19 protein-coding genes and 1 other RNA gene are annotated in these 18,537 nt (G+C 67.2%); 6 read left to right on the forward strand and 14 right to left on the reverse strand.

All coding sequences use genetic code 11. The features are described from left to right. Positions 1-335, forward strand: a 335-nt coding sequence (locus tag KBY88_RS00005) for an integrase core domain-containing protein (RefSeq protein ID WP_254937858.1), incomplete at its 5' end; no start/stop codon positions are given. Between the two features lie 406 nt (positions 336-741). Here KBY88_RS00005 and KBY88_RS00010 read toward each other — a convergent pair. Then, on the reverse strand, positions 742-885 hold the full coding sequence (locus KBY88_RS00010) for a CAB/ELIP/HLIP family chlorophyll-binding protein (RefSeq protein WP_254937859.1): 144 nt from the start codon (positions 883-885) through the stop codon (positions 742-744). A 906-nt stretch (positions 886-1,791) separates the two neighbouring features. Here KBY88_RS00010 and KBY88_RS00015 point away from each other — a divergent pair. Continuing rightward, entirely contained in the window at positions 1,792-1,968 is a 177-nt protein-coding gene (locus KBY88_RS00015; protein WP_254937860.1) for a hypothetical protein, read from the forward strand. 1,108 nt (positions 1,969-3,076) lie between these two features. Here KBY88_RS00015 and KBY88_RS00020 read toward each other — a convergent pair. Beyond that, positions 3,077-3,319: a DUF8674 family protein gene (locus tag KBY88_RS00020; RefSeq protein ID WP_254937861.1), complete on the reverse strand. Its 243-nt coding sequence runs from the start codon at positions 3,317-3,319 to the stop codon at positions 3,077-3,079. A 105-nt stretch (positions 3,320-3,424) separates the two neighbouring features. Here KBY88_RS00020 and KBY88_RS00025 point away from each other — a divergent pair, with 105 nt between their 5' ends. Both KBY88_RS00025 and KBY88_RS00030 read left to right on the forward strand, forming a co-directional pair. Further along, positions 3,425-4,618 carry a glycosyltransferase gene (locus KBY88_RS00025; RefSeq protein ID WP_254937862.1) on the forward strand — a complete coding sequence of 398 codons (1,194 nt, stop codon included), beginning with the start codon at positions 3,425-3,427 and terminating at the stop codon, positions 4,616-4,618. A 50-nt stretch (positions 4,619-4,668) separates the two neighbouring features. Beyond that, positions 4,669-5,421, forward strand: a complete 753-nt coding sequence (locus KBY88_RS00030) for an undecaprenyl-phosphate galactose phosphotransferase family protein (RefSeq protein WP_254937863.1) — start codon at positions 4,669-4,671, stop codon at positions 5,419-5,421. 24 nt (positions 5,422-5,445) lie between these two features. Here the strand turns inward: KBY88_RS00030 and cbiB are convergent, their stop codons facing one another. The 6 genes from cbiB to KBY88_RS00060 all read right to left on the reverse strand — a co-directional run bounded on the left by cbiB (position 5,446) and on the right by KBY88_RS00060 (position 11,148). Continuing rightward, positions 5,446-6,444, reverse strand: a complete 999-nt coding sequence (gene cbiB / locus KBY88_RS00035; protein WP_254938464.1) for an adenosylcobinamide-phosphate synthase CbiB — start codon at positions 6,442-6,444, stop codon at positions 5,446-5,448. 38 nt (positions 6,445-6,482) lie between these two features. Next, positions 6,483-7,550 (reverse strand): hypothetical protein, encoded by a 1,068-nt coding sequence (locus KBY88_RS00040; RefSeq protein WP_254937864.1) that lies wholly within the window; start codon positions 7,548-7,550, stop codon positions 6,483-6,485. 64 nt (positions 7,551-7,614) lie between these two features. Then, a complete protein-coding gene (gene ilvC / locus KBY88_RS00045; RefSeq protein WP_254937865.1) occupies positions 7,615-8,610 on the reverse strand; it encodes a ketol-acid reductoisomerase in 996 nt (331 codons plus the stop codon). 62 nt (positions 8,611-8,672) lie between these two features. Continuing rightward, the gene (locus KBY88_RS00050; protein WP_254937866.1) at positions 8,673-9,275 is read right to left on the reverse strand and encodes an ATP-dependent Clp protease proteolytic subunit; all 603 of its coding nucleotides are present in this window, start codon (positions 9,273-9,275) and stop codon (positions 8,673-8,675) included. An 84-nt stretch (positions 9,276-9,359) separates the two neighbouring features. Then, positions 9,360-10,031, reverse strand: a complete 672-nt coding sequence (locus KBY88_RS00055; RefSeq protein ID WP_254937867.1) for an ATP-dependent Clp protease proteolytic subunit — start codon at positions 10,029-10,031, stop codon at positions 9,360-9,362. A gap of 34 nt (positions 10,032-10,065) precedes the next feature. After that, positions 10,066-11,148, reverse strand: a complete 1,083-nt coding sequence (locus KBY88_RS00060; RefSeq protein ID WP_254937868.1) for a PIN/TRAM domain-containing protein — start codon at positions 11,146-11,148, stop codon at positions 10,066-10,068. A 92-nt stretch (positions 11,149-11,240) separates the two neighbouring features. Between KBY88_RS00060 and hemW the strand changes: the two genes are divergently transcribed. Beyond that, a complete protein-coding gene (gene hemW / locus KBY88_RS00065) occupies positions 11,241-12,467 on the forward strand; it encodes a radical SAM family heme chaperone HemW (protein ID WP_254937869.1) in 1,227 nt (408 codons plus the stop codon). On the opposite strand, the gene panB is transcribed toward hemW, so the two are convergent. Beyond that, positions 12,391-13,206 carry a 3-methyl-2-oxobutanoate hydroxymethyltransferase gene (panB, locus tag KBY88_RS00070; protein ID WP_254938465.1) on the reverse strand — a complete coding sequence of 272 codons (816 nt, stop codon included), beginning with the start codon at positions 13,204-13,206 and terminating at the stop codon, positions 12,391-12,393. The genes hemW and panB overlap by 77 nt on opposite strands. Positions 13,207-13,251: 45 nt before the next feature. Between panB and ffs the strand changes: the two genes are divergently transcribed. After that, positions 13,252-13,348, forward strand: an RNA gene (gene ffs, locus KBY88_RS00075) — signal recognition particle sRNA small type. A gap of 23 nt (positions 13,349-13,371) precedes the next feature. Here the strand turns inward: ffs and ftsZ are convergent. The 5 genes from ftsZ to miaB all read right to left on the reverse strand — a co-directional run bounded on the left by ftsZ (position 13,372) and on the right by miaB (position 18,479). Further along, on the reverse strand, positions 13,372-14,535 hold the full coding sequence (gene ftsZ, locus KBY88_RS00080; RefSeq protein ID WP_396102205.1) for a cell division protein FtsZ: 1,164 nt from the start codon (positions 14,533-14,535) through the stop codon (positions 13,372-13,374). Between the two features lie 137 nt (positions 14,536-14,672). Further along, positions 14,673-15,542 (reverse strand): cell division protein FtsQ/DivIB, encoded by an 870-nt coding sequence (locus KBY88_RS00085; protein WP_254937870.1) that lies wholly within the window; start codon positions 15,540-15,542, stop codon positions 14,673-14,675. Further along, entirely contained in the window at positions 15,539-15,949 is a 411-nt protein-coding gene (locus tag KBY88_RS00090; protein ID WP_254937871.1) for a hypothetical protein, read from the reverse strand. Before KBY88_RS00090 ends, KBY88_RS00085 begins: the two co-directional genes overlap by 4 nt. Continuing rightward, positions 15,946-17,085 carry a D-alanine--D-alanine ligase family protein gene (locus tag KBY88_RS00095; protein WP_254937872.1) on the reverse strand — a complete coding sequence of 380 codons (1,140 nt, stop codon included), beginning with the start codon at positions 17,083-17,085 and terminating at the stop codon, positions 15,946-15,948. Before KBY88_RS00095 ends, KBY88_RS00090 begins: the two co-directional genes overlap by 4 nt. A gap of 29 nt (positions 17,086-17,114) precedes the next feature. Beyond that, positions 17,115-18,479 carry a tRNA (N6-isopentenyl adenosine(37)-C2)-methylthiotransferase MiaB gene (miaB, locus tag KBY88_RS00100; protein ID WP_254937873.1) on the reverse strand — a complete coding sequence of 455 codons (1,365 nt, stop codon included), beginning with the start codon at positions 18,477-18,479 and terminating at the stop codon, positions 17,115-17,117. Positions 18,480-18,537: the final 58 nt, after the last annotated feature.

An 18,537-nucleotide genomic window follows, 5' to 3' on the forward strand; every position in this document is an offset into this window, starting at 1 on the left:
AGGAGCTCACCAGCCTCTACCCGGCGCCGACGTTCATCCGCTCCGACAACGGACCGGAATTCATCGCCGAGGCCCTGCGGGACTGGTGCGAGGCCAGTGAGACCACCAGCACGGCCTACATCGAGCCAGGATCCCCGTGGGAGAACGGCTATGCCGAATCGTTCAACGGGCGATTCCGTGATGAGTTCCTCAACACCGAGCTGTTCAGCACCGCTCCAGAGGCTCAACTCCTCGCCGATCGCTGGCCAACGCGAGGAATAAGGACGCTCAGGCCCCACTCGGCCCTCCAGGGGCGTACGCCCCTGGAGGCAGCTCAACCAAGAGCTGCCGCATGACCAAGACCACCCACTCTCATAAGCACTGGACCGATAAAGGGGGTCACGTCACCTTGACCTCCCTTTCAGCAGCGTGGTCCCGCTGGGTCCCTAGGGACCAGGTTGACGTTGCTGATGCCGCCCCCAGGGACCAGGGCCTCCTTACCCAGGGGTGCAGGCCGATCTCAACGGGCACCCCCATCACAGACGCTGTTCAGGAACGAACAAGAACTCTTCAAGCGAGCGGCAACGCAGGTTGCGTGGAGTGCAGGGCTCTGATGAGGGTGAGCCCGCCGGCGTTGGAGCCAACGGGGTCTCAAGGGCAGATCAGAGGAACCGGTGACCACGAACGTCACCCGGGCTGTGGGCACCACCCCATGGGCGAAGACCGCGGCGATGACTGTCGGGTCATTGGAGGACAGGGTGTTCAGACCAGACTGATCTGGGCCAGAACGCCCTGGCCGGTCAGCAGCTCAGTGCCCAGGCCGATCGCAAAACCAAGCATGGCAAGGTGGCCATTCCAGGTTTCAGCGAAAGCAACGAATCCAAAGCGGGGAGTGGGCTCAGCCAAGAACGTGATCAGTTGTTGCACTAAACGCAACAAGATATAAAGAAAATGGGGGGGGGCTTGGTTCGGCCAGCCGATCGACAGCCCAGTCCAGGGTGTGGATCCCCAGCAAATTGGGCCCAGGGGCCCGTCAGGGGGAGCCGGCCCCAGCCAGGTCGCCCGTGCGCCAGCACTCCGCTGACACCGCCTCATGCCGACCTGGCTGGCGCCCATGCTGCTGCTCCTGGCCGCTGGGCCATCGCAGCGGGCCTCCCCGGCCCAGTTGAGGACTCCATCAAGGCAACGGTCAAACTCAACCCAGCCGTGCCAGGACCCCATCAGCGCGTCTTGTCCTGCGGCTCCAAGGGGAGCGCCATGGGGCAAGCAGGTATCCAGGACGGTGATCCCATGGGGGAGGACCGCACCTTGAACCCCCGACCCGGTTGTTTGCAAGACGACGCTGCAAAGGTGGGGTCGTGCTGCAGCCGTGGGTGGGACGGTCACCGGAGGCGGTGCCGACGCCGGCGTGGTGAGCTCGGCTGAGCTGCTCCCTGCGACCCATCAGCTGGACAAGCACGGTCTTGGCTCAACCCGGGCCAGATGAGCGTCGACAACCAGCGATCAAATCAACCGGGGGCTTAAAGCCCCAGTCAGCTTCCGCTGGCTCCGTCAGGCAGCATCTGGGCATCCAGCCATCGGAGTGGTAGTCCGACCATCTGGCTTGCCAGGACGAAAGCCGCGCTCCCGGCCATGGCCTGCACGAAACCCTGTCGGTGCTTTGAGGCAGCGCCCTAGGACTGGCAGAGGCGAGACCGTGACCCGGAACACATTTTGGTGTAATCAACGACAGACAGTTCGGCGTTTGACCGTCAAATACTTTCCTATGGTTGATGGGTGGATGATCCATCCGCTTCGTACCCAACCTTCCCAATGGCCAAAGCCACCACGAGTCCTGCCCGCGAGCAAGCCCTTCGGGACTCCCTTCGCGTCCGTTACGCCGCCGCCGCCGCCGCTGGCAACATCGACCTGAAAAAGGCTCTCAACCACGAAGCCACCTATCTGGGCATTCAGCTCAGCAGGATCGACGGCTCGCCCGACAACCACTGAACTCAGCTGGTTCAAGGCTCCTCGATCGATGCTGGCTGAAGGTTGGTGGTGTGATCCACCCCTTCTTCTTTTTCTACACGGTCCTTGGACGTTCGTGCCTTCTTGACCCCTGGGTCGTTCCCACCCTGGCTGCAGGAAATGGCGGGCAGGGCTTTAGGGGCGAAACGAACCTCCCTAGATGTGACCTCCCAGCGGGTTGTTCAGTTGACGATGGGGTGAGAGCTCGCCATGGTCGGAGCGTCGCCGCCTTCGACAGGCCTCACCCCTCCATGCCTGGCTCACCCAATGGCAAGTGCTGATCAGCCTTTGGTCGTCCTGTAAGTGGCGGGCTCTTCCCGTGAGGGGTTGTTGTGGCATCGGCGGATCGATGCCGTAATCGTCGCAGCCAGCGGCGGATGCTCAATCAGCAACTGCTGCAGGCTGTGCCACCTGCGGACCTGCGCAGCGCTCCGCCGTATCGCCGGGGTCCTCTGAGTTCCCCTTGCCACCGTTGGCCGGCCCATCAAGGGCAGCGGTCCGCGATGACACTTGCCGATGGCATCTCCGAAGAAGTGGAACCTTGATCCCATCCATCCTTTTGGTCGCCACCAGTGGGACCCGACGGGCGACAGGCTCCCATTTCGACAGCTAGCCGCAGACTTCCGCTAAGCAGTGAAAGGCAGTGGCCGTTGGATAGGGATGACCGGCTCGGCCATCGCATCACAGGCGATCGCAGGCTGGGCTGCGCACGGGAAGCCGGCTATGGAGCACGCCAGCCGCCTGGCCCGTGCCGTCTGGTGCCTCTCTGAATAGGGGATCAACGGCCACCGGGTTCTCCTGGGCATCGCCTCCCTCTATTGCTCGGGTACTGGCGCAATGCTTGCCGCCTCCTGGAGCTCAATCCCATCCGCACCGGGTCCCCACAGCCCGCTGACCAACGGGAATGCCGAACGCTATGGCCTCCGGCCGACTTCGCCTTCATCAAGACGATTCTGGCGGAATGGGTCTACATGAGCAGCTGCCATGCCTCCAGGTGCTGCTGATCGCTGCATGGCCTGATGAGAAAACACACTTAGACCACGCACACCGCCACCTTCCCGTCCGGCCGGCTGCCCAGATTCACCGATCCTCAAGAGTGGAACAGCAGCACCAGGCCATTGGTGAGCTGGTGAAACTCCCGCTCCTCGCGGCTGAGGTCAAGGCCCACCTGCAGCCCTTCCTTGAGGGCGTCATCGAAGGGTGGCGCACCCGGGGGCTGGCCCGCCCGCCAGAGCGCGGCAATGCCCACGGGGGTGGCATGCCAGCTGAAGCAGGCCGTTGTGCCAATTGATGGCTCCTTCAGCGCGTCTTCAAGCAGCTCGCGGATCGCCATGGCCCAAGGGAACTGGGCACAGCATCGGAATCTCTGCGCTGGGTCGCAATCAGCTGAGAGCTTTCGTGACGTCTAACGTGGTGGAGGGCCATCTACGGTGCGCCCATGCATGGCCTTCCCGCTCCGATCGCCCTCGTGCACGAGTGGTTCACGCCCCGGTCCGTGGGCGGATCCGAGCAGGTGGTGCGTGCCCTCGACCCGGTGCTCACGCCCCAGCTGTTCGCCTTGGTGGATGGAGAAAGCCGCCGCGACGACAGCTGGCTGGCCGGCCGGAGCATCCGCACGTCTTTCATCCAGCATCTGCCCTGGGGGGTCAGCCATGTGCAGCACTATCTGCCGCTGCTCCCCCTGGCGATCGAGCAGCTTGATCTCGCTGGATTCCCTCTGGTGCTGAGCAGCAACCATTTGGTCGCCAAAGGGGTGCTCACGGGTCCCGACCAGCTTCACGTCAGTTACGTACATACGCCCGTGCGCTACGCCTGGGACCAGATGCACGTCTACCTGGCCCACTCCGCCCTGGCCCGCGGACCCCTGGGTCCCTTGATCCGCTGGCAGCTGCACCGGCTGCGCCTCTGGGACACGGTCAGCAGCGGCAGGGTTGATGCCCTTGTGGCCAATTCACGCTTCACGGCACGCAGGATCAGCCGTTACTGGCGCCGGGACAGTGTGGTGGTGCCGCCGCCGGTGGCGCTTGATCGTTTCCACCCTGGCGCCACCCGCGACGACGTCTATCTTTCCGTCTGTCGCCTGGTGCCCTACAAGCGGGTGGACCTGGTGATCGAGGTCTTCAATCGCCTCGGCCTGCCGTTGCTGGTGGTGGGTGATGGCCCGGAGCGGCGACGGCTGGAGGCGATGGCGGGACCCACCGTGAGGCTGCTGGGACGGCGCAGTGCGGCTGAGGTGAGCGAGTTGATGGGGCGCTGTCGCGCCTACGTCTATGCGGGGCTCGAGGATTTCGGCATTGCGCCGGTGGAGGCCATGGCGGCTGGAGCGCCCGTGATCGGTCTCGGCCAGGGAGGGCTTCTCGACAGCGTGCGCTGTTTGAGCACCGGTGTCTCCGGCCCCACCGGTCTGCTGTTTCCCGAGCAGACCGTGGCTTCGCTGCAGGCAGCCCTGTCCCACTTCCACGACCAGGCCCTCTGGCGGCGCTTCTCCGGCGAGGCCCTGCGCGTCTGGGCCGAAAGCTTCTCCCCTGAGCGCTTCCAGCAGCGAATGCTGAGCGTTCTCGAGCGCAACTGGGATCAACATCAGCGGAGGCTCGCCCATGACAGTCGCCCCGGTGCTGTGCCTCTGCTTTGAGTGACCCCGTGGGCTGGAACGCCGCACCCGGGGATCATTGAATGTTGTCCATGGCTGATAGCACGCTGAGCCCATCCACCTGCCTTTTGCCCGAATGCCCTGGGACTGTGTTGCTGGTGGATGTTGATCACCAGGGCCTGTCTGTGGCGCCAACGGCCCAGGATCTGATCAACGCCCAGGCCAAGGGGTCACGGGTGCTCAAGCGCAGCGGTGATCTGGTCTTTGCCGCCCTCGTCCTGACGCTGGGCTCCCCGGTGCTGTTGGCCCTGGCCTTGGTGGTCAAGCTGAGTTCGCGCGGGCCGGTGTTCTACGTGCAGCGGCGGGTGGGCCGTGGCTACCGTGATTTCGGCTGCATCAAGTTCCGCACGATGCGCAGGGACGCCGATCGGATCCTGCCTGATCTTCTGAAGCGCTCGCCTGAGCTGGAGGCTGAATTCAGGAACGATTTCAAGCTCAAGGACGACCCGCGCATCACACCGATCGGCAAGTTCCTCCGTCGCTCCAGTCTTGATGAGCTACCCCAGTTCGTCAATGTGCTGCGGGGTGAGATGAGTGTGGTCGGTCCACGCCCGATTGTGCGTGCAGAGTTAAAGCGCTACGGCCGACAGATGGATGAGGTGTTGGCGGTTCGGCCCGGGCTCACCGGCCTCTGGCAGGTCTCGGGGCGCAACAACCTCAGTTATGAAACCCGTGTTGGGTTGGATGTGAGCTACTCGCGCCGACGCACCCTTGTGATGGATCTGGGTATCATCCTGCGCACCATTGGCGTGATCCTCTTCCCCCGCGACCGCGGTGCCTACTGAGTCCTCGGCCAGGTTCTCAGTCGCTTAAGCCCCTGGAGCCATGGGGAGCGCCAGGGTTGCCGCGAGGGCCACCCCCAGGCTGATCCCCAGCCAGAGGGCCTCCAGCTGCCGGCTGCGCCCCAGGAGGCTCCGCACACCCGCAGCCGTCACCGGTGCCAGGCCAGCTCCCACCACGGGCTTGTCCACCCATTGGCCGCCGTAACGGTTGGCTCCCCCCAGCCGCAGCCCAAGGGCGTGGGCGTAGGCGGCCTGGGAGACCCCCGCATTGGGAGATGGATCCGATGCACCATCGGCCAGGGCTTGCTGGAGCCGCTTGATGGGCTGCCCAGCCAGCAGCCCCAGACCCAGGGCCACCAACCGGCAGGGCAGCCACGTGAGCCCATCGTCGAGGCGGGCCCCGGCGGTGCCCAACCAGCGCAGGCGTCCCCGGCGGTAGCCAAGCATCGAATCGAGCGTGCTCGTCGCCTTGAAGGACCAGGCCAAAGCCAAGGGCCCTGGGCCGCCCAGGGGCCAGAGCAATCCCCCCAGCAACATCCAGAACAGCGGCGCGAACAAGCCATCGACGGCGTTCTCGGAGGCGGTCTCCGCCGCCCCCCGCAGAATCTCCGCCTCAGGGAGCCCCTCCACGTCGCGGCCGACGATCCAGCCGAGGCGCTCTCGCGCCTGCTCCAGATCATCGCCATCCAGGGCGGCGAGCACCCCCTCGACGGCCTGCTCGAGGCTGCGGCCGGCCAGGGCGCTGGCCAGGCCGATCATCATCAGCGGCAGCCCGAGACCCGGCAGTGCCAGCGCCAGGTGTTCCACCGCCAGAGCGGTGGCGGCGCTGCCCCCCACCAGCACGAGGGTGATCAGCACCCCCGCCAGCCGCAGGGCAGCGGGCCGATCACCCGCCCAGGCCTCCCCAAGCCGGCGCAGGTCAGTGATCACCCAGCCCATCACCTGCACCGGGTGCAGCCAGCGGTGCGGGTCACCGACGAGCCGATCGAGTCCGCAGGCGCAGGCCACCAACAGCCAGGCGACCATCGGCCAGCAGGCCGCAAAGGACGCAAGCAGCGTGGGGCTCAAGCCCCCGCGCCGCGATGACCCGGTCGGTGCAGCACCAGGGCCGCCGCCGCGAAGGCCGCCACCTCCAGGGGCAAGGCGAACCGGAGCCCCAGTACCTGGGTGAGAAGACCGATCCCCAGTGCTCCCAGCAGCCCGCCGAGGGCACCGCCCCGTTCCAGGAGCAACCAGCGCAGGGGTTCGTCGCCCCGATCAGCCAGGCTCACCACCACATGACGGTCACTGCCGGCAGCCAGCAGCCCCATGGGCAGAAAGAGGAGCACCGATCCCCAGCCAGGCAAACCTGGAAGCTGGGTGGCCGCCAGCAGGATGGCGATCAGCAGGTAGGGCAGTTGGGGCCCCAGGGGGGGGCGCAGCCGTGATCCCTCCAGGGTGCGGCCCAGTCCATAGGCCGTCAGCACCATGCCGAAGTCAAAGCAGTTCCCGGCCCCCACCGTTCGCACCCAGAGCGCCAGGAGGCCAAACAGGCTGCCAAAAAGGGCCCCCTGTGCGACCGTGCGGCCGACGAAGCCAAGCCGCAGGGATGCGGCTCCATCGCTGGAGCCCTGATCAGCTGCAGCGGCCCCGGGATCATGGGTCCGCCAGACGATCGGGAGCAACGGCAGCAGCAACACCATGGCGTTGAGGTATTGCAGAACGGCCTTGCCGATCGGGAACAGCACCCCGGTGAGCAGGTTGCCGATCAACTGGCCAAGGGTGCTTCCCTGACGCAACTGGTCCATGGACGTCCAGGAGCGCCGCAGCAGGCTCTGCTGCAGCGGCAGGCCACTCATCTGCCCACCGAATCCGAACAACAGCATCGCCAACAGGGGCCAGACCACCGAGGGTCCGGTGATTTTCAGACTCACCAGCAGTAGCAGCAACGCGCTGGCGATCTGTAGGCCATAGCCCGTGCTGGCACGGAACGGCAATGGCACGAGGGCCGGCAGGGCCCCGAGAGCGGGCAGGAGGCTGTTGACCAAGGGGGAGGGGCTGAGCCCACTCACCAGCCAGCCGGTGGAGGCCACCGTAAGGGCACCGCTGGCCTGGGCACTGGCCCAGGCCAGCGAAGGAAGCAGACTGCTCATGGCACCAGGCGATCGGGGTCAGTTTGCCCCTGACCACCGATCGAGGCAGTGCCTGGGGCGTCGCTCAGGCGGCCTTGAGCCAGCTGAACATGGCGCGGAGGCCGGTGCCCACCTTCTCGATCGGGTGCTGGCTGTCCCGCTCGCGGATGCGGGTCATCTCGGGCTTGCCGGCATCGCATTCGGCCACGAAGTTGCGGGCGAAGGTGCCGTCCTGGATGTCGGTGAGGATGCGTTTCATCTCCGCCTTGGTGTCGGAGGTGATCAGGCGAGGGCCACTCACGTAGTCGCCGTACTCGGCGGTGTTGGAGATCGAATCGCGCATGGCGGTCAGACCGCCCTTCACCATCAGATCCACGATCAGTTTCACCTCGTGCAGGCACTCGAAGTAGGCCAGCTCGGGCTGGTAGCCCGCCTCCACCAGGGTTTCAAAGCCTGCCTTCACCAATTCGCTCAGACCGCCGCAGAGGACCGCCTGCTCGCCGAACAGGTCGGTTTCGGTCTCTTCCTTGAAGTTGGTTTCCAGGATCCCGGCGCGGGTGCCGCCGATCGCCTTGGCGTAGGCCATCGCCAGGGCGCGGGCGTGGCCTGAGGCATCCTGCTCGATCGCGAACAGCGCCGGGACCCCCTGGCCGTTCTGGTATTCCCAGCGCACGGTGTGGCCAGGGCCCTTGGGGGCGATCATCACCACATCCACATCGGCGGGGGGCTTGATCAACCCGAAACGGATGTTGAAGCCATGGGCGAAGCTCAGCACCTTGCCGGCGCTCAGGTGGGGCGCGATTTCAGCGTCGTAGACCTTTTTCTGGAATTCATCGGGCAGCAGCACCATGATCCAGTCAGCCTTGGCGCAGGCGTCGGGGACGCTCAGCACTTCAAGGCCATCGGCTTTGGCTTTTTCGGCCGACCGGCTGCCTTCGTAGAGGCCGACCACCACAGCGACGCCACTGTCCTTGAGGTTCAGGGCGTGGGCATGGCCCTGGGAGCCGTAGCCGATAATGGCCACCGTCTTGCCGTTCAGCAGGCTGAGGTCGGCGTCGGAGTCGTAGAAGAGCTGGGCCATTCCGGACGGTAAGCGGGGCAAACGAGGAGCTTACGAAAGCGTCCGGCCCCCCGGGGCTGGCCTCAGGCGTCGGTGGGATGGGAGATCACCCGGTCGATCAAGCCATACTCCTTGGCCTCGGCGGCGCTGAGGAAGTAGTCGCGGTCCGTGTCCTTGGCGATTTTCGCCAGGTTCTGCCCCGTCATGTCGGCCAACGACTGATTGAGCATGTCCTTGATGCGCAGGATCTCGCGCGCCTCGATCTCGATGTCGCTGGCCTGGCGCTGGCTGGTGCCCCCCAGGGGCTGATGGATCATGATCCTGCTGTGGGGCAGGGCGACGCGCTTGCCCTTGGTGCCCGCCGCCAGCAGGAACGCCCCCATGGAGGCCGCCAGGCCCACGCAGATCGTCACCACGTCTGATTTGACGTACTGGATCGTGTCGTAGATCGCCAGACCGGCGGTGACCGACCCACCCGGTGAGTTGATGTAGAGGTAAATCGGCTTGCTGTTGTCGTCGGAGTCCAGATAAAGCATCTGGGCCACGAGGCTGTTGGCGATGGCGTCATTCACCTCTGAGCCCAGAAACAGGATCCGCTCCACCCCCAGGCGGGTGTAGATGTCGACCCAGCGCTCGTACTGGCTGCCGGGGAGGCGGTAGGGAACGCTGGGGGTGCCGATGGGCATGACGAAGGCGGGAAGCGAGGGGGGTGCGAAAAAAAGAGGCGGGTTTGCTCCGGGGGCCAGGGCAGAGCGGCGGTTCCGACCGACTCAGAGAGCTGGCAGGGGCACCGGGAGGGCCTTCTGGCTGGTGAGAACCCGATCGATCAGGCCGTAGTCAACGGCCTCGGCGGCGGTGAGGTAAGTCATGCGGTCGGAGTCCTTGGAGAGCTGCTCGGGGCTGCGGCCCGTGTTCTCCGACAGCATTTCCAGCATCGTGCGCTTGTTGTGCAGCACCTCGGTGGCCCTGATCTGGATGTCTGTGGCCTGGCCCCGGGCGCCTGAACGGGGCTGGTGCAGCACGATCGAGGCGTGGGGCAGCGCGGCCCGGTGGCCCTTGGCGCCCGCCGAAAGGATCATCGCGGCGGTGCCCATGGCCTGACCGATGCAGATGGTGTGCACGGGCGGCTTGACGTAGCGGATCGTGTCGCAGATGGCGAAGGCCTCGGTTTCGAAGCCGATGGCGTCACCGGAGTACCAGCTGGTGCCGGTGGAGTTGATGTAAAAGAAAATTGGCTTCTCTGGGTTGTCGAACTCCAGATAGAGCAGCTGGGCAACGATCAGCTCGGTCACGTCGATCCCCATCTGACGCTTGGCTTCGTCGTCGGAGAACAGCGGCAGACCCAGGTAGACGATCCTCTCTTTGAGCAGCAGGGAGGGCAGATCCGGCGGCGGTGTGCGCATGACGGCCGAATCGCCGTAGTAGGGGGCCGACACCGACATAAAAGGGCTCACTCCAAAGCCTCTGCGCTGGAGCCTAGCGGGGGGGCGCGGGCTCCTGATCCCAGCGGGCGAAGACCATCCGGCCCGCAGGGGTCTGCAGGGCGCCGGTGATGGTCACCGGCAGGCGCTCGCCGATGCGCCCGCGGGCCGCTTCCACAACCACCATCGTGCCGTCCTCCAGGTACCCCACGCCTTGCTCAGCCTCCTTGCCCTCGCGCACGATCTTGAGCTGCAGGGCATCCCCCGGCCGCACCTCGGGGCGCAGGGCGATCACCAGCTCGCTGAGGTTCATCACCTTGAGCTCCTGCACCTGGGCCACCTTGGTCAGGCCGTAGTCGGTGGTCAGCAGGGTGCCACCAGTGTCGGCGGTGAGCTTCAGCAACTTCTCATCGGCGCCTGCGCCCTCGTAGCGGGTGGTGTTGACCACCAGCCGGCGGCCGTAGGTCTCCCGCAGGGCCGCCAGCAGGATCAGGCCCCGCCGCCCCTTGCCCCGCTTCTCGTTGTTGCTCGAATCGGCCAGGGCCTGCAGCTCGTCGATCACCGCCTGGGCGACGATCACCTGGCCCTCCAGCAGCCCCGATTCCAGCAGCCCACGGATGCGGCCGTCGATGATCACGCTGGTGTCGAGGATCTTGGCGGTGGCGGGCAGCAGCACCCCTTCGGCCACGAGCAGCGCCTCGGTGCTCGCGGGGTTGAACAGGCGCAGCAGGGTGCGGCCGTGCACCTCCGCCAGGTTGTAGCCCAGCACCCCGAAGAAGACGTTGCTGAGCACCGCCGCCAGGGGTTTGACGAACACCACCTCCCAAGGCAGGGGCAGCAGCAGGATCGGCGCCAGCAACAGGTTGGCCACCAGCAGTCCCAGGATCAGCCCCACCGCCCGGCTCACGAGCAGGTCGGTGGGCATGCTGCGCACCTGGGCCATCAGCCGGCGCCGCAACTGCTGGAAGAACAGCCCAGCCAGCAGGGCGACGAAGGCCCCGAATCCCCCCAGCTCCCAGCGCAGCTTGGCCAGGTCGCTGACCTGGATCAGCAGGTCCTCGGGCAGCAGATCGACCCCCAGCCAGCCCGTGGCGGCGCCGGAGACCAGGAACAGCACCAGGATCAGGGTGTCGACCATGGTCGGCCTGCGGCGATCCTGCGCTTTAGGAGCAGCATGCCGGATGCTGGCCGGTTTGACTGGGCCAGGTATCCGCACCTGGGGGCCCACCCGTGCTCCAGCCCCGCAGCGCCTATCTCCACATCCCCTTTTGCCACCGGCGCTGCTTTTATTGCGATTTCGCAGTGGTGCCCCTGGGGGACCACGCTGACGGGGCCCACTCGGGCTCGATTGCCGAGTACTTGAAGTGGATCGAAACCGAAATCGAGCGTTCGGGGGGGGGGCCTCCGCTCTCGACGGTGTACCTGGGGGGCGGCACCCCCTCGCTGCTGACCCCGGCCCAGGTGGGGACGCTGCTGACGGCGCTGGCCTGCCGGTTCGGCCTGGCCCCCGGGGCGGAGATCAGCCTGGAGCTGGATCCCGCCAGCTTCGATCAAGGGCGGCTGGCGGGCTACCTGGCCGCCGGCATCAACCGGGTGAGCCTGGGGGGCCAGAGCTTCGATGACGCCGTGCTGGTGCGTCTGGGCCGGCGCCACCGCCGCGGGGACCTGCTTGAGGCCGCCGGCTGGCTGCGCCAGGCCCACAGGGCGGGGGGGCTGCGCAGTTGGAGCCTGGATCTGATCCAGGGGCTTCCAGAACAGACCCTGGCGCACTGGGGAGATCAGTTGAACCAGGCCCTCGCCCTATGCCCCCCCCACCTCTCGATCTACGACCTCACCATCGAGCCCGGCACTGTGTTTGAGCGCCTCCAGGCCCGGGGCCAGCTGCCCCTGCCGGAACCCGACCTGGGCGCCGACCTGATGGAGCTCAGCGCCGAGCGGTTACGGGCGGCGGGGTATGGCCACTACGAGATCTCCAACTACGCCCTTCCAGGCCATGCGTCCCGCCACAACCGCGTATACTGGAGTGGGGCTGGCTGGTGGGGGTTTGGCCTCGGGGCCACCTCCGCCCCCTTTGGTCGGCGCCTGGCTCGCCCCCGCACCCGGGAGACCTACGCCGCCTGGCTGGGGGAACGCCTGGCCCCGGCGAAGCCCCTGATCGAACTCGATCCCACAGCAGCCTTGCCCCTGCCCTTCGATGAGCGCGTGCTCGTGGGTCTGCGGCGCCGGGAGGGAATCAACATGGCCGAGCTTGCTGCCGAGCATGGCTTGGGGCCCGGCGAGCTCGACCTGCTGCGGGAACTCTGCGGACCGTTCATCACTCGGGGGCTGCTGGGGATCGAGGGCCCCCGCTGGCGCCTGAGCGACCCGGAGGGCCTGGCCCTCAGCAATGCGGTGCTGCGGGAGCTGCTGGCGTGGTGGGAGCAGCGGGTTGCCGCTGCTGCACCAGCCAACCCCTGAGCGCCTCCACCGCCAGCGCCCGGCCCGGCACCAGCGGCGGGCAGAACGGGGGCTGGCTCGCAGTGAGCCCCAGCAGGTCGGCGGTGACGCGCACCTGGCCGTCACAGTCGTCGCCGGCGCCGATGCCGATCACGGGGATCGAGAGGTCCCGCCGCAGGGTGCCCGCCAGGGTGGCCGGCACGTGCTCCAGCACCAGGGCGAAGCAGCCGGCGGCCTCCAGGTCGAGGGCTGCCCGGCGCAGGCGCTCCTGGCTGATCGGATCGTTCGCCTGGCGGCGATAGCCCAGGCGGTGCACCGACTGGGGGGTGAGCCCCAGGTGGCCCATCACCGGAATACCGCTGCGCACCAGCCGGTCCACCACGGCGACGGTTTCGCTCTCGCCCCCCTCCAGCTTCACGGCGGCGGCGGCGGTCTCCTTGAGTACCCGGCCGGCGGCTTCCACGGCCTGGTCGAGGCCGCACTGGTAGCTCAGAAAGGGCAGATCGCAGACCAGCAAGGGTTGACTGGCCGAAGGCCCCCCCAGGCCCCGGGCCACGGCCCGGGTGTGGTGGATCATCTCCTCGAGGGTCACCGGAAGGGTGGTGGCGTGTCCGAGCACCGCCATCGCCAACGAGTCGCCCACCAGCACCACATCGGCGCCGGCCTCCAGCACCAGGGCGGCCGAGAGGGCGTCCCAGGCGGTCAGCACCGCGAAGCGCTGGCCGGCCTGCTTCCGCTTGATCAGATCACCGGGACGCAGGGGCACAGGCCAGAGGTGCGCAGGGGCCATTGCTAGCATCCAACCGACTCGGACCCACGCGGCTCGGACGCCCAAACCTGGTCAGACCCGGAAGGGAGCAGCCAAACGGGATGCTCAGGGCAGGCGTGGACTCCGGGTCACCCCATTTATCGTCGGGAGCTGACCTCAGCCTTCGTTCTTCTGGCGGTTGAGCAGGAAGGCAGGGATCGTGGCGCCCCGCAGTTCCGGCTCGCTGGAACTGGAGGTGCCCAACGACGAGACGAAGGTACTGATCGAGGGCTCCGGGCGGTAGCTGTTGCCGGAATCGAAGCCAGTGGCGATCACCGTGACGTGGATCTCACCCTCAAGGCTTTCGTCGACCACAGCGCCCACGATGATGTTGGCTTCGGGATCGACCACGTCATAGATCACCTCGGCGGCGCTGGTCATGTCCTCAAGGGTCATGTCCTTGCCGCCGCTGACGTTGATCACCACCCCTTTGGCGCCGTCGATGCGGGCCGCCTCCAGCAGGGGGCTGCTGATCGCCGCCTGGGCCGCCTCGGTGGCCCGGGAGCGGCCTGAGCCCACGCCGATGCCGAGCAGGGCGGTGCCGGCTTCGGCCATCACCGAGCGCACATCGGCGAAGTCGACATTCACCAGGCCGGGCTTGGTGATGATGTCGCTGATGCCTTTGACACCGCTGCGCAACACGTCGTCGGCGGCGCGGAAGGCCTCCTGCAGCGGTGCACCGGCGATGGCCTCCCGCAGCCGGTCGTTGGGGATCACGATCAGGGTGTCCACATGCTCGGCCAGGCGAGCGATGCCCTCTTCGGCCTGGCGCATGCGTTTGCGGCCCTCGAAGCTGAACGGCTTGGTGACGATCGCCACGGTGAGCGCACCGACCTCCTTGGCCACCTCGGCCAGGATCGGGGCCGCACCCGTGCCGGTGCCGCCACCCATGCCGGCGGCGATGAAGACCAGATCAGCGCCTTGAAGGGTCTGGGCCAGCTCGGCGCGGGATTCTTCCGCCGCCTTCTGGCCGATCACGGGGTTGCCCCCGGCGCCGAGGCCGCGGGTGAGCTTCTGGCCGAGTTGCACGCGCTGCTGAGCCGCCGACTGGATCAGGGCCTGGGCATCGGTGTTGAGCACCCGGTAGCTCAACCCCTGGAGATCGGAGGCGATCATCCGGTTGACCGCGTTGCTGCCACCGCCGCCGACGCCGATGACCTCGATCCGCGCGGATTGGCTTGGAACGATGCCGTTGCTGCTGGCTGGGCTCAGGGACATCTCGGCGGGTTTCGCGGGTCGGGGGTTGGGGACGGTGGGGAGGTCTTCGGGGGGCTTCTCCATCTGATGTTCCGCTCCGAAGACCTTGGCCAGCATTATGTCGGTGGGAGGCCCGATGGGTCTTTGTGTCCTGATACACCTTCGCGCGGATTCCCCCGGGCCGGCAACCGGCTCCAACCACTCCGAGGGGTTCGCGTGTCTTAGTCCACACCGGCCGCAGCGGACCCCTTGCGATCACCGTTGCCCTGAAGCGGGGCCGCTAGCCCCAGCTCGGGCTGGTCCGGGTTGCTCAGGTCGATGGCTTGCAGTTTGAGGTTGCGCACCTTGGCCGGCAACTCCTGGGACAGATGACTGATCACCTCCAGCCGTCGCTCCAGCTGAGCGTCGGGGGGGCCAAGGCGCAGCAGCCCGAGGGAGGCGGTGCGCAGCCAGAGGGAACCACTGGGTTCGAAGCGCACCTCCAGCAGGGGGCTGCCCAGGTCGTCGCGGCGGGCCAGCACTTGCCCCAGGGCCGGGCGGTAACGCTGCTGCCAGCCGACGACCGAGGTTCCGGCCGCTGGGCCGGAGCCCCCAGCCCCCTGCTGCTGCCGCCGGCTCATCCAGTTGCCGTAGCGGTCCACGTAGCCCTGCTCCATCCCCTGGGCGGTGCGGCGCTGGGCCCGGGCCACCGCCTGCCGGTCCACGAGCTGGACGCGCAGCCGGGGCGGCAGCATCAAGCGGCTCACGCGCACGTTTTCCACCGGCAGGGCCGCCCCCAGCGCGGCCGTGATCGCCTGGGGCCGCAGTTCCAGCAGTGGCACCGGAAAGGTCAGTCGGGCCGCCTGGATCACCTGCTCGCGGCTCACCTGCTGGCTTCCGCTGACGTCCACCTGTTCAGGACCGCGCAGGATCCAGCCCTGGCGCAGCAGCAGCCAGCCCAGTCCCGCTGCAGCGGCGGAGAGCACCACCACCTGCCAGCTATGGCGCAGCAAATCCTGGCGCCGTTGCTCACGCATCAGCCGCCGCCGTTCGGCCCCGGGGGAGAGCACCTGGCGCGGGCCCGCCGAGGCCGACTCCTTCCTGGGACTCACAGTTCGCAGCGGGAGCGCGCCATCAGATCGTCCATCCAGCGCCGCGCCCGCTCGGCATCGGCGAAGGGCAGATCCTTCTGCAGGCCTCCGCCCACCAGCCGCAGGCGGCAGCTGCCCTGGCTTTCCTCCGTGAGCGGCGCCTCACCGGAGCCTAAAGAGAGCAGCTCCACCAGCTCCAACGATTTGATCGGAAAGCTGCCCTGCCGTTCCAGGTTGCCGGCGTGGAAACGGCTCCAGCTCAGTTCGCCGTCGATCAGCCGGGCGGCACCGCAGCCGTCGAGCTTGGCGAGCTCCGAGCCTTCCGCCCACTCCCGAAACAAACGCTGGCGCCGCCGTTCCAGCCAGCCCAGGGCGGTGAGCAGCACGAACACCACCAGGAGTGGCAACCAAAGCAGCCCATGATTCATGCCGCCTGTGCCTCCGCGCCGTTGGGGATGTTCCATTCTCCGGCGTCTTGCACCAAATGGTGCACCAACTCCTCCAGCGGCAGACCGCTGGCGGCCCAAAGCATCGGATACATGCTCTGGCTGGTGAAGCCTGGGAGGGTGTTGATCTCGTTGAGCCAGAGGGTTCCCGCTCCAGCTTCGGCAGTCGCCCCGGCGCCGTTGGCGTCGCTGGGACTTTCTTCATAGAAGAAGTCGACCCGGGCCAACCCCTCGGCCGCCACCGCCCGGCAGGCCTCAATCGCCAGCGTCCGGGCCCGCTCGCTGACGGCCGCTGGCACCGGGGCGGGGATCACGGTGTGGCTGAGCCCTTCGGTGTATTTCGTGGTGTAGTCGTACCAATCGGCGTCAAAGCGGATTTCGCCGAGCACGGAGGCCCGCATGGATTGGCGGCCCAGCACGGCGCATTCGAGTTCCCGGGCGACGATCCCCTTCTCCACAACCAGCCGGCGGTCGTGGCGGGCCGCCGCGCGCAGGCCACCCACCAGGGCGGAGCGGTTGGTGGCCTTGCTGATCCCCACAGAGGAACCCAGGTTGGCAGGCTTGATGAAGCAGGGATAGCCGAGCTGAGCTTCCAGGCGCTCCACCAGGGACTCGAAGCGCTGGGGCTCCCCCAGCTCGACGGCGTCCACGCAGCGGTAGGGCACCTGGGGCAGGCCAGCGGCGGCGAAGGCGGCCTTCATCGCCTGCTTGTCCATCCCCACGGCCGAACCCAGCACGCCGGAGCCGACGAAGGGCACCTGCATCAGGGTGAACAGTCCCTGGATCGTGCCGTCTTCCCCATTCGGGCCGTGCAGCACAGGAAACCAGACATCCACCTCGGCGGCTGGGGCCGGCAGCCCCTGGAAGCCCGGCCGCACCGGCCTGGCGGGCACCTCTTCAGGCTCCAGAGGGTGCCCTGTCGCCAGCACCGCGTCGGCCACCGCGGGCGGCCACCAGTGGCCCTGCTGGTCGATGTAAAAGCACAACAGCCGGTAGCGCTCAGCATTGGAACCGCAGCCGAGGGCGCCGGCCACGGTGGCCGCCGAGCGAATCGAGACCGCGTGCTCTCCGGACACACCGCCGAAGACCAGACCGATGGAAGTGGGCGCAGACGGCACAGGGAGCTGGCCCAGGGGCGCCAAACGTATCAGCGCCGCAGGGCCGGGGCGAGGGCACGGCCACTGAGCGAGAAGGGCCGTGTCTGCTCAATGCGCACCGGCACCAGTGCGCCGATGGCCTGGCCGTCCGAGGGGAAGAAGGTGAGCCGGTTGCTGCGGGTGCGGCCCATCAGCTGGCCAGGATCGCGGGGGTTGAGCCCCTCCACCAGGACCTCCTCCACCCGGTTGAGGTAGCGGGCGCTGCGAGCATGGGCGGTGCGCTCCACCAGGGCGTTGATCTCCTGCAGGCGCTCCACCTTGATGGGCTCGTCGAGCTGGCCGGGCCAGTCGGCGGCGGGGGTGTTGGGGCGGGGGGAGTAGGCGGCGGTGTTGACCAGATCGAAGCCGATCTCCTCGATCAGATCGAGGGTGCGGCGGAACTGGGCGTCGGTTTCGCCCGGGAAGCCGACGATCACATCCGCGCTGATCGAGGCCTCCGGCATACGCACGCGGATGCGCTCGATGATCCGCCGGTAGCTCTCCACCGTGTAGCCGCGGGCCATGGCCTTGAGCACGTCGTTGTCGCCGCTCTGGAACGGGATGTGGAAGTGCTCGCAGACCTTGCTCAGATCCGCGCAGGCGTCGATCAGGCGCTCGGTGAAGTAGCGCGGATGGCTGGTGGCGAAACGGATCCGCTCGATTCCTTTCACGTCATGGATGTGATGCAACAGGTCGGTGAGGGTGTGCTGGCGGCGACCTTCGGGGGTGATGCCGGGGAGATCGCGGCCATAGGCATCGATGTTCTGCCCCAGCAGGGTGATCTCCTTGAAACCCTGGGCAGCCAGCCCCTCGATCTCCAGCCGGATCGCTTCCGGCCGCCGCGACTGCTCCTTCCCCCGCACCGCTGGCACCACGCAGTAGGTGCAGCGCTCGTTGCAGCCGTAGATCACATTCACCCAGGCGCAGGTGGCGCTGTCCCGCCGGGGGGTGGTGAGGTCTTCGAGGATGTGGTGCTCGCCCGTGGCCACCACCTGCTGGCCGAGCTCCACTTGTTCCAGGAGCGTGCCGAGCCGGTTGGCGTGCTGGGGGCCCATCACGAGATCGAGTTCGGGCACCCGCCGCAGCAGCGCCTCACCTTCCTGCTGGGCCACACAGCCGGCCACCACCAAGGTGAGGTGGGGATTGAGGCGTTTGCGCTGGGCCTGGCGGCCCAGGTAGCTGTAGACCTTCTGCTCGGCGTTGTCGCGGATCGTGCAGGTGTTGTAGAGCACCAGATCGGCGCTGTGCTCGTCGCTGCCAGGGGCATAGCCCATGGTTTCCAGGATGCCGGCCATGCGCTCGGAATCCGCCTTGTTCATCTGGCACCCGAAGGTGGTGATCCAGTAGCTGCCCCTCACGGCTGGTTGCGCGCCCATGGGGCCAGTTTCGTTGATCGCCGGCCCATGCGCTGACTTCGCTGGCGCTGGCTACGGT

The sequence above is a fragment of the Cyanobium sp. Morenito 9A2 genome (assembly GCF_024345575.1).
GTDB lineage: Bacteria > Cyanobacteriota > Cyanobacteriia > PCC-6307 > Cyanobiaceae > ATX-6F1.

Bases quoted from the DNA above. Each gene is read 5' to 3' on its own strand.
- KBY88_RS00015 (WP_254937860.1), top strand. From the start codon at position 1,792: ATGGCCAAAGCCACCACGAGTCCTGCCCGCGAGCAAGCCCTTCGGGAC.
- KBY88_RS00020 (WP_254937861.1), bottom strand. From the start codon at position 3,319: ATGGCGATCCGCGAGCTGCTTGAAGACGCGCTGAAGGAGCCATCAATT.
- KBY88_RS00025 (WP_254937862.1), top strand. From the start codon at position 3,425: ATGCATGGCCTTCCCGCTCCGATCGCCCTCGTGCACGAGTGGTTCACG.
- KBY88_RS00030 (WP_254937863.1), top strand. From the start codon at position 4,669: ATGGCTGATAGCACGCTGAGCCCATCCACCTGCCTTTTGCCCGAATGC.
- cbiB (WP_254938464.1), bottom strand. From the start codon at position 6,444: ATGGTCGCCTGGCTGTTGGTGGCCTGCGCCTGCGGACTCGATCGGCTC.
- KBY88_RS00040 (WP_254937864.1), bottom strand. From the start codon at position 7,550: ATGAGCAGTCTGCTTCCTTCGCTGGCCTGGGCCAGTGCCCAGGCCAGC.
- ilvC (WP_254937865.1), bottom strand. From the start codon at position 8,610: ATGGCCCAGCTCTTCTACGACTCCGACGCCGACCTCAGCCTGCTGAAC.
- KBY88_RS00050 (WP_254937866.1), bottom strand. From the start codon at position 9,275: ATGCCCATCGGCACCCCCAGCGTTCCCTACCGCCTCCCCGGCAGCCAG.
- KBY88_RS00055 (WP_254937867.1), bottom strand. From the start codon at position 10,031: ATGTCGGTGTCGGCCCCCTACTACGGCGATTCGGCCGTCATGCGCACA.
- KBY88_RS00060 (WP_254937868.1), bottom strand. From the start codon at position 11,148: ATGGTCGACACCCTGATCCTGGTGCTGTTCCTGGTCTCCGGCGCCGCC.
- ftsZ (WP_396102205.1), bottom strand. From the start codon at position 14,535: ATGGAGAAGCCCCCCGAAGACCTCCCCACCGTCCCCAACCCCCGACCC.
- KBY88_RS00090 (WP_254937871.1), bottom strand. From the start codon at position 15,949: ATGAATCATGGGCTGCTTTGGTTGCCACTCCTGGTGGTGTTCGTGCTG.
- miaB (WP_254937873.1), bottom strand. From the start codon at position 18,479: ATGGGCGCGCAACCAGCCGTGAGGGGCAGCTACTGGATCACCACCTTC.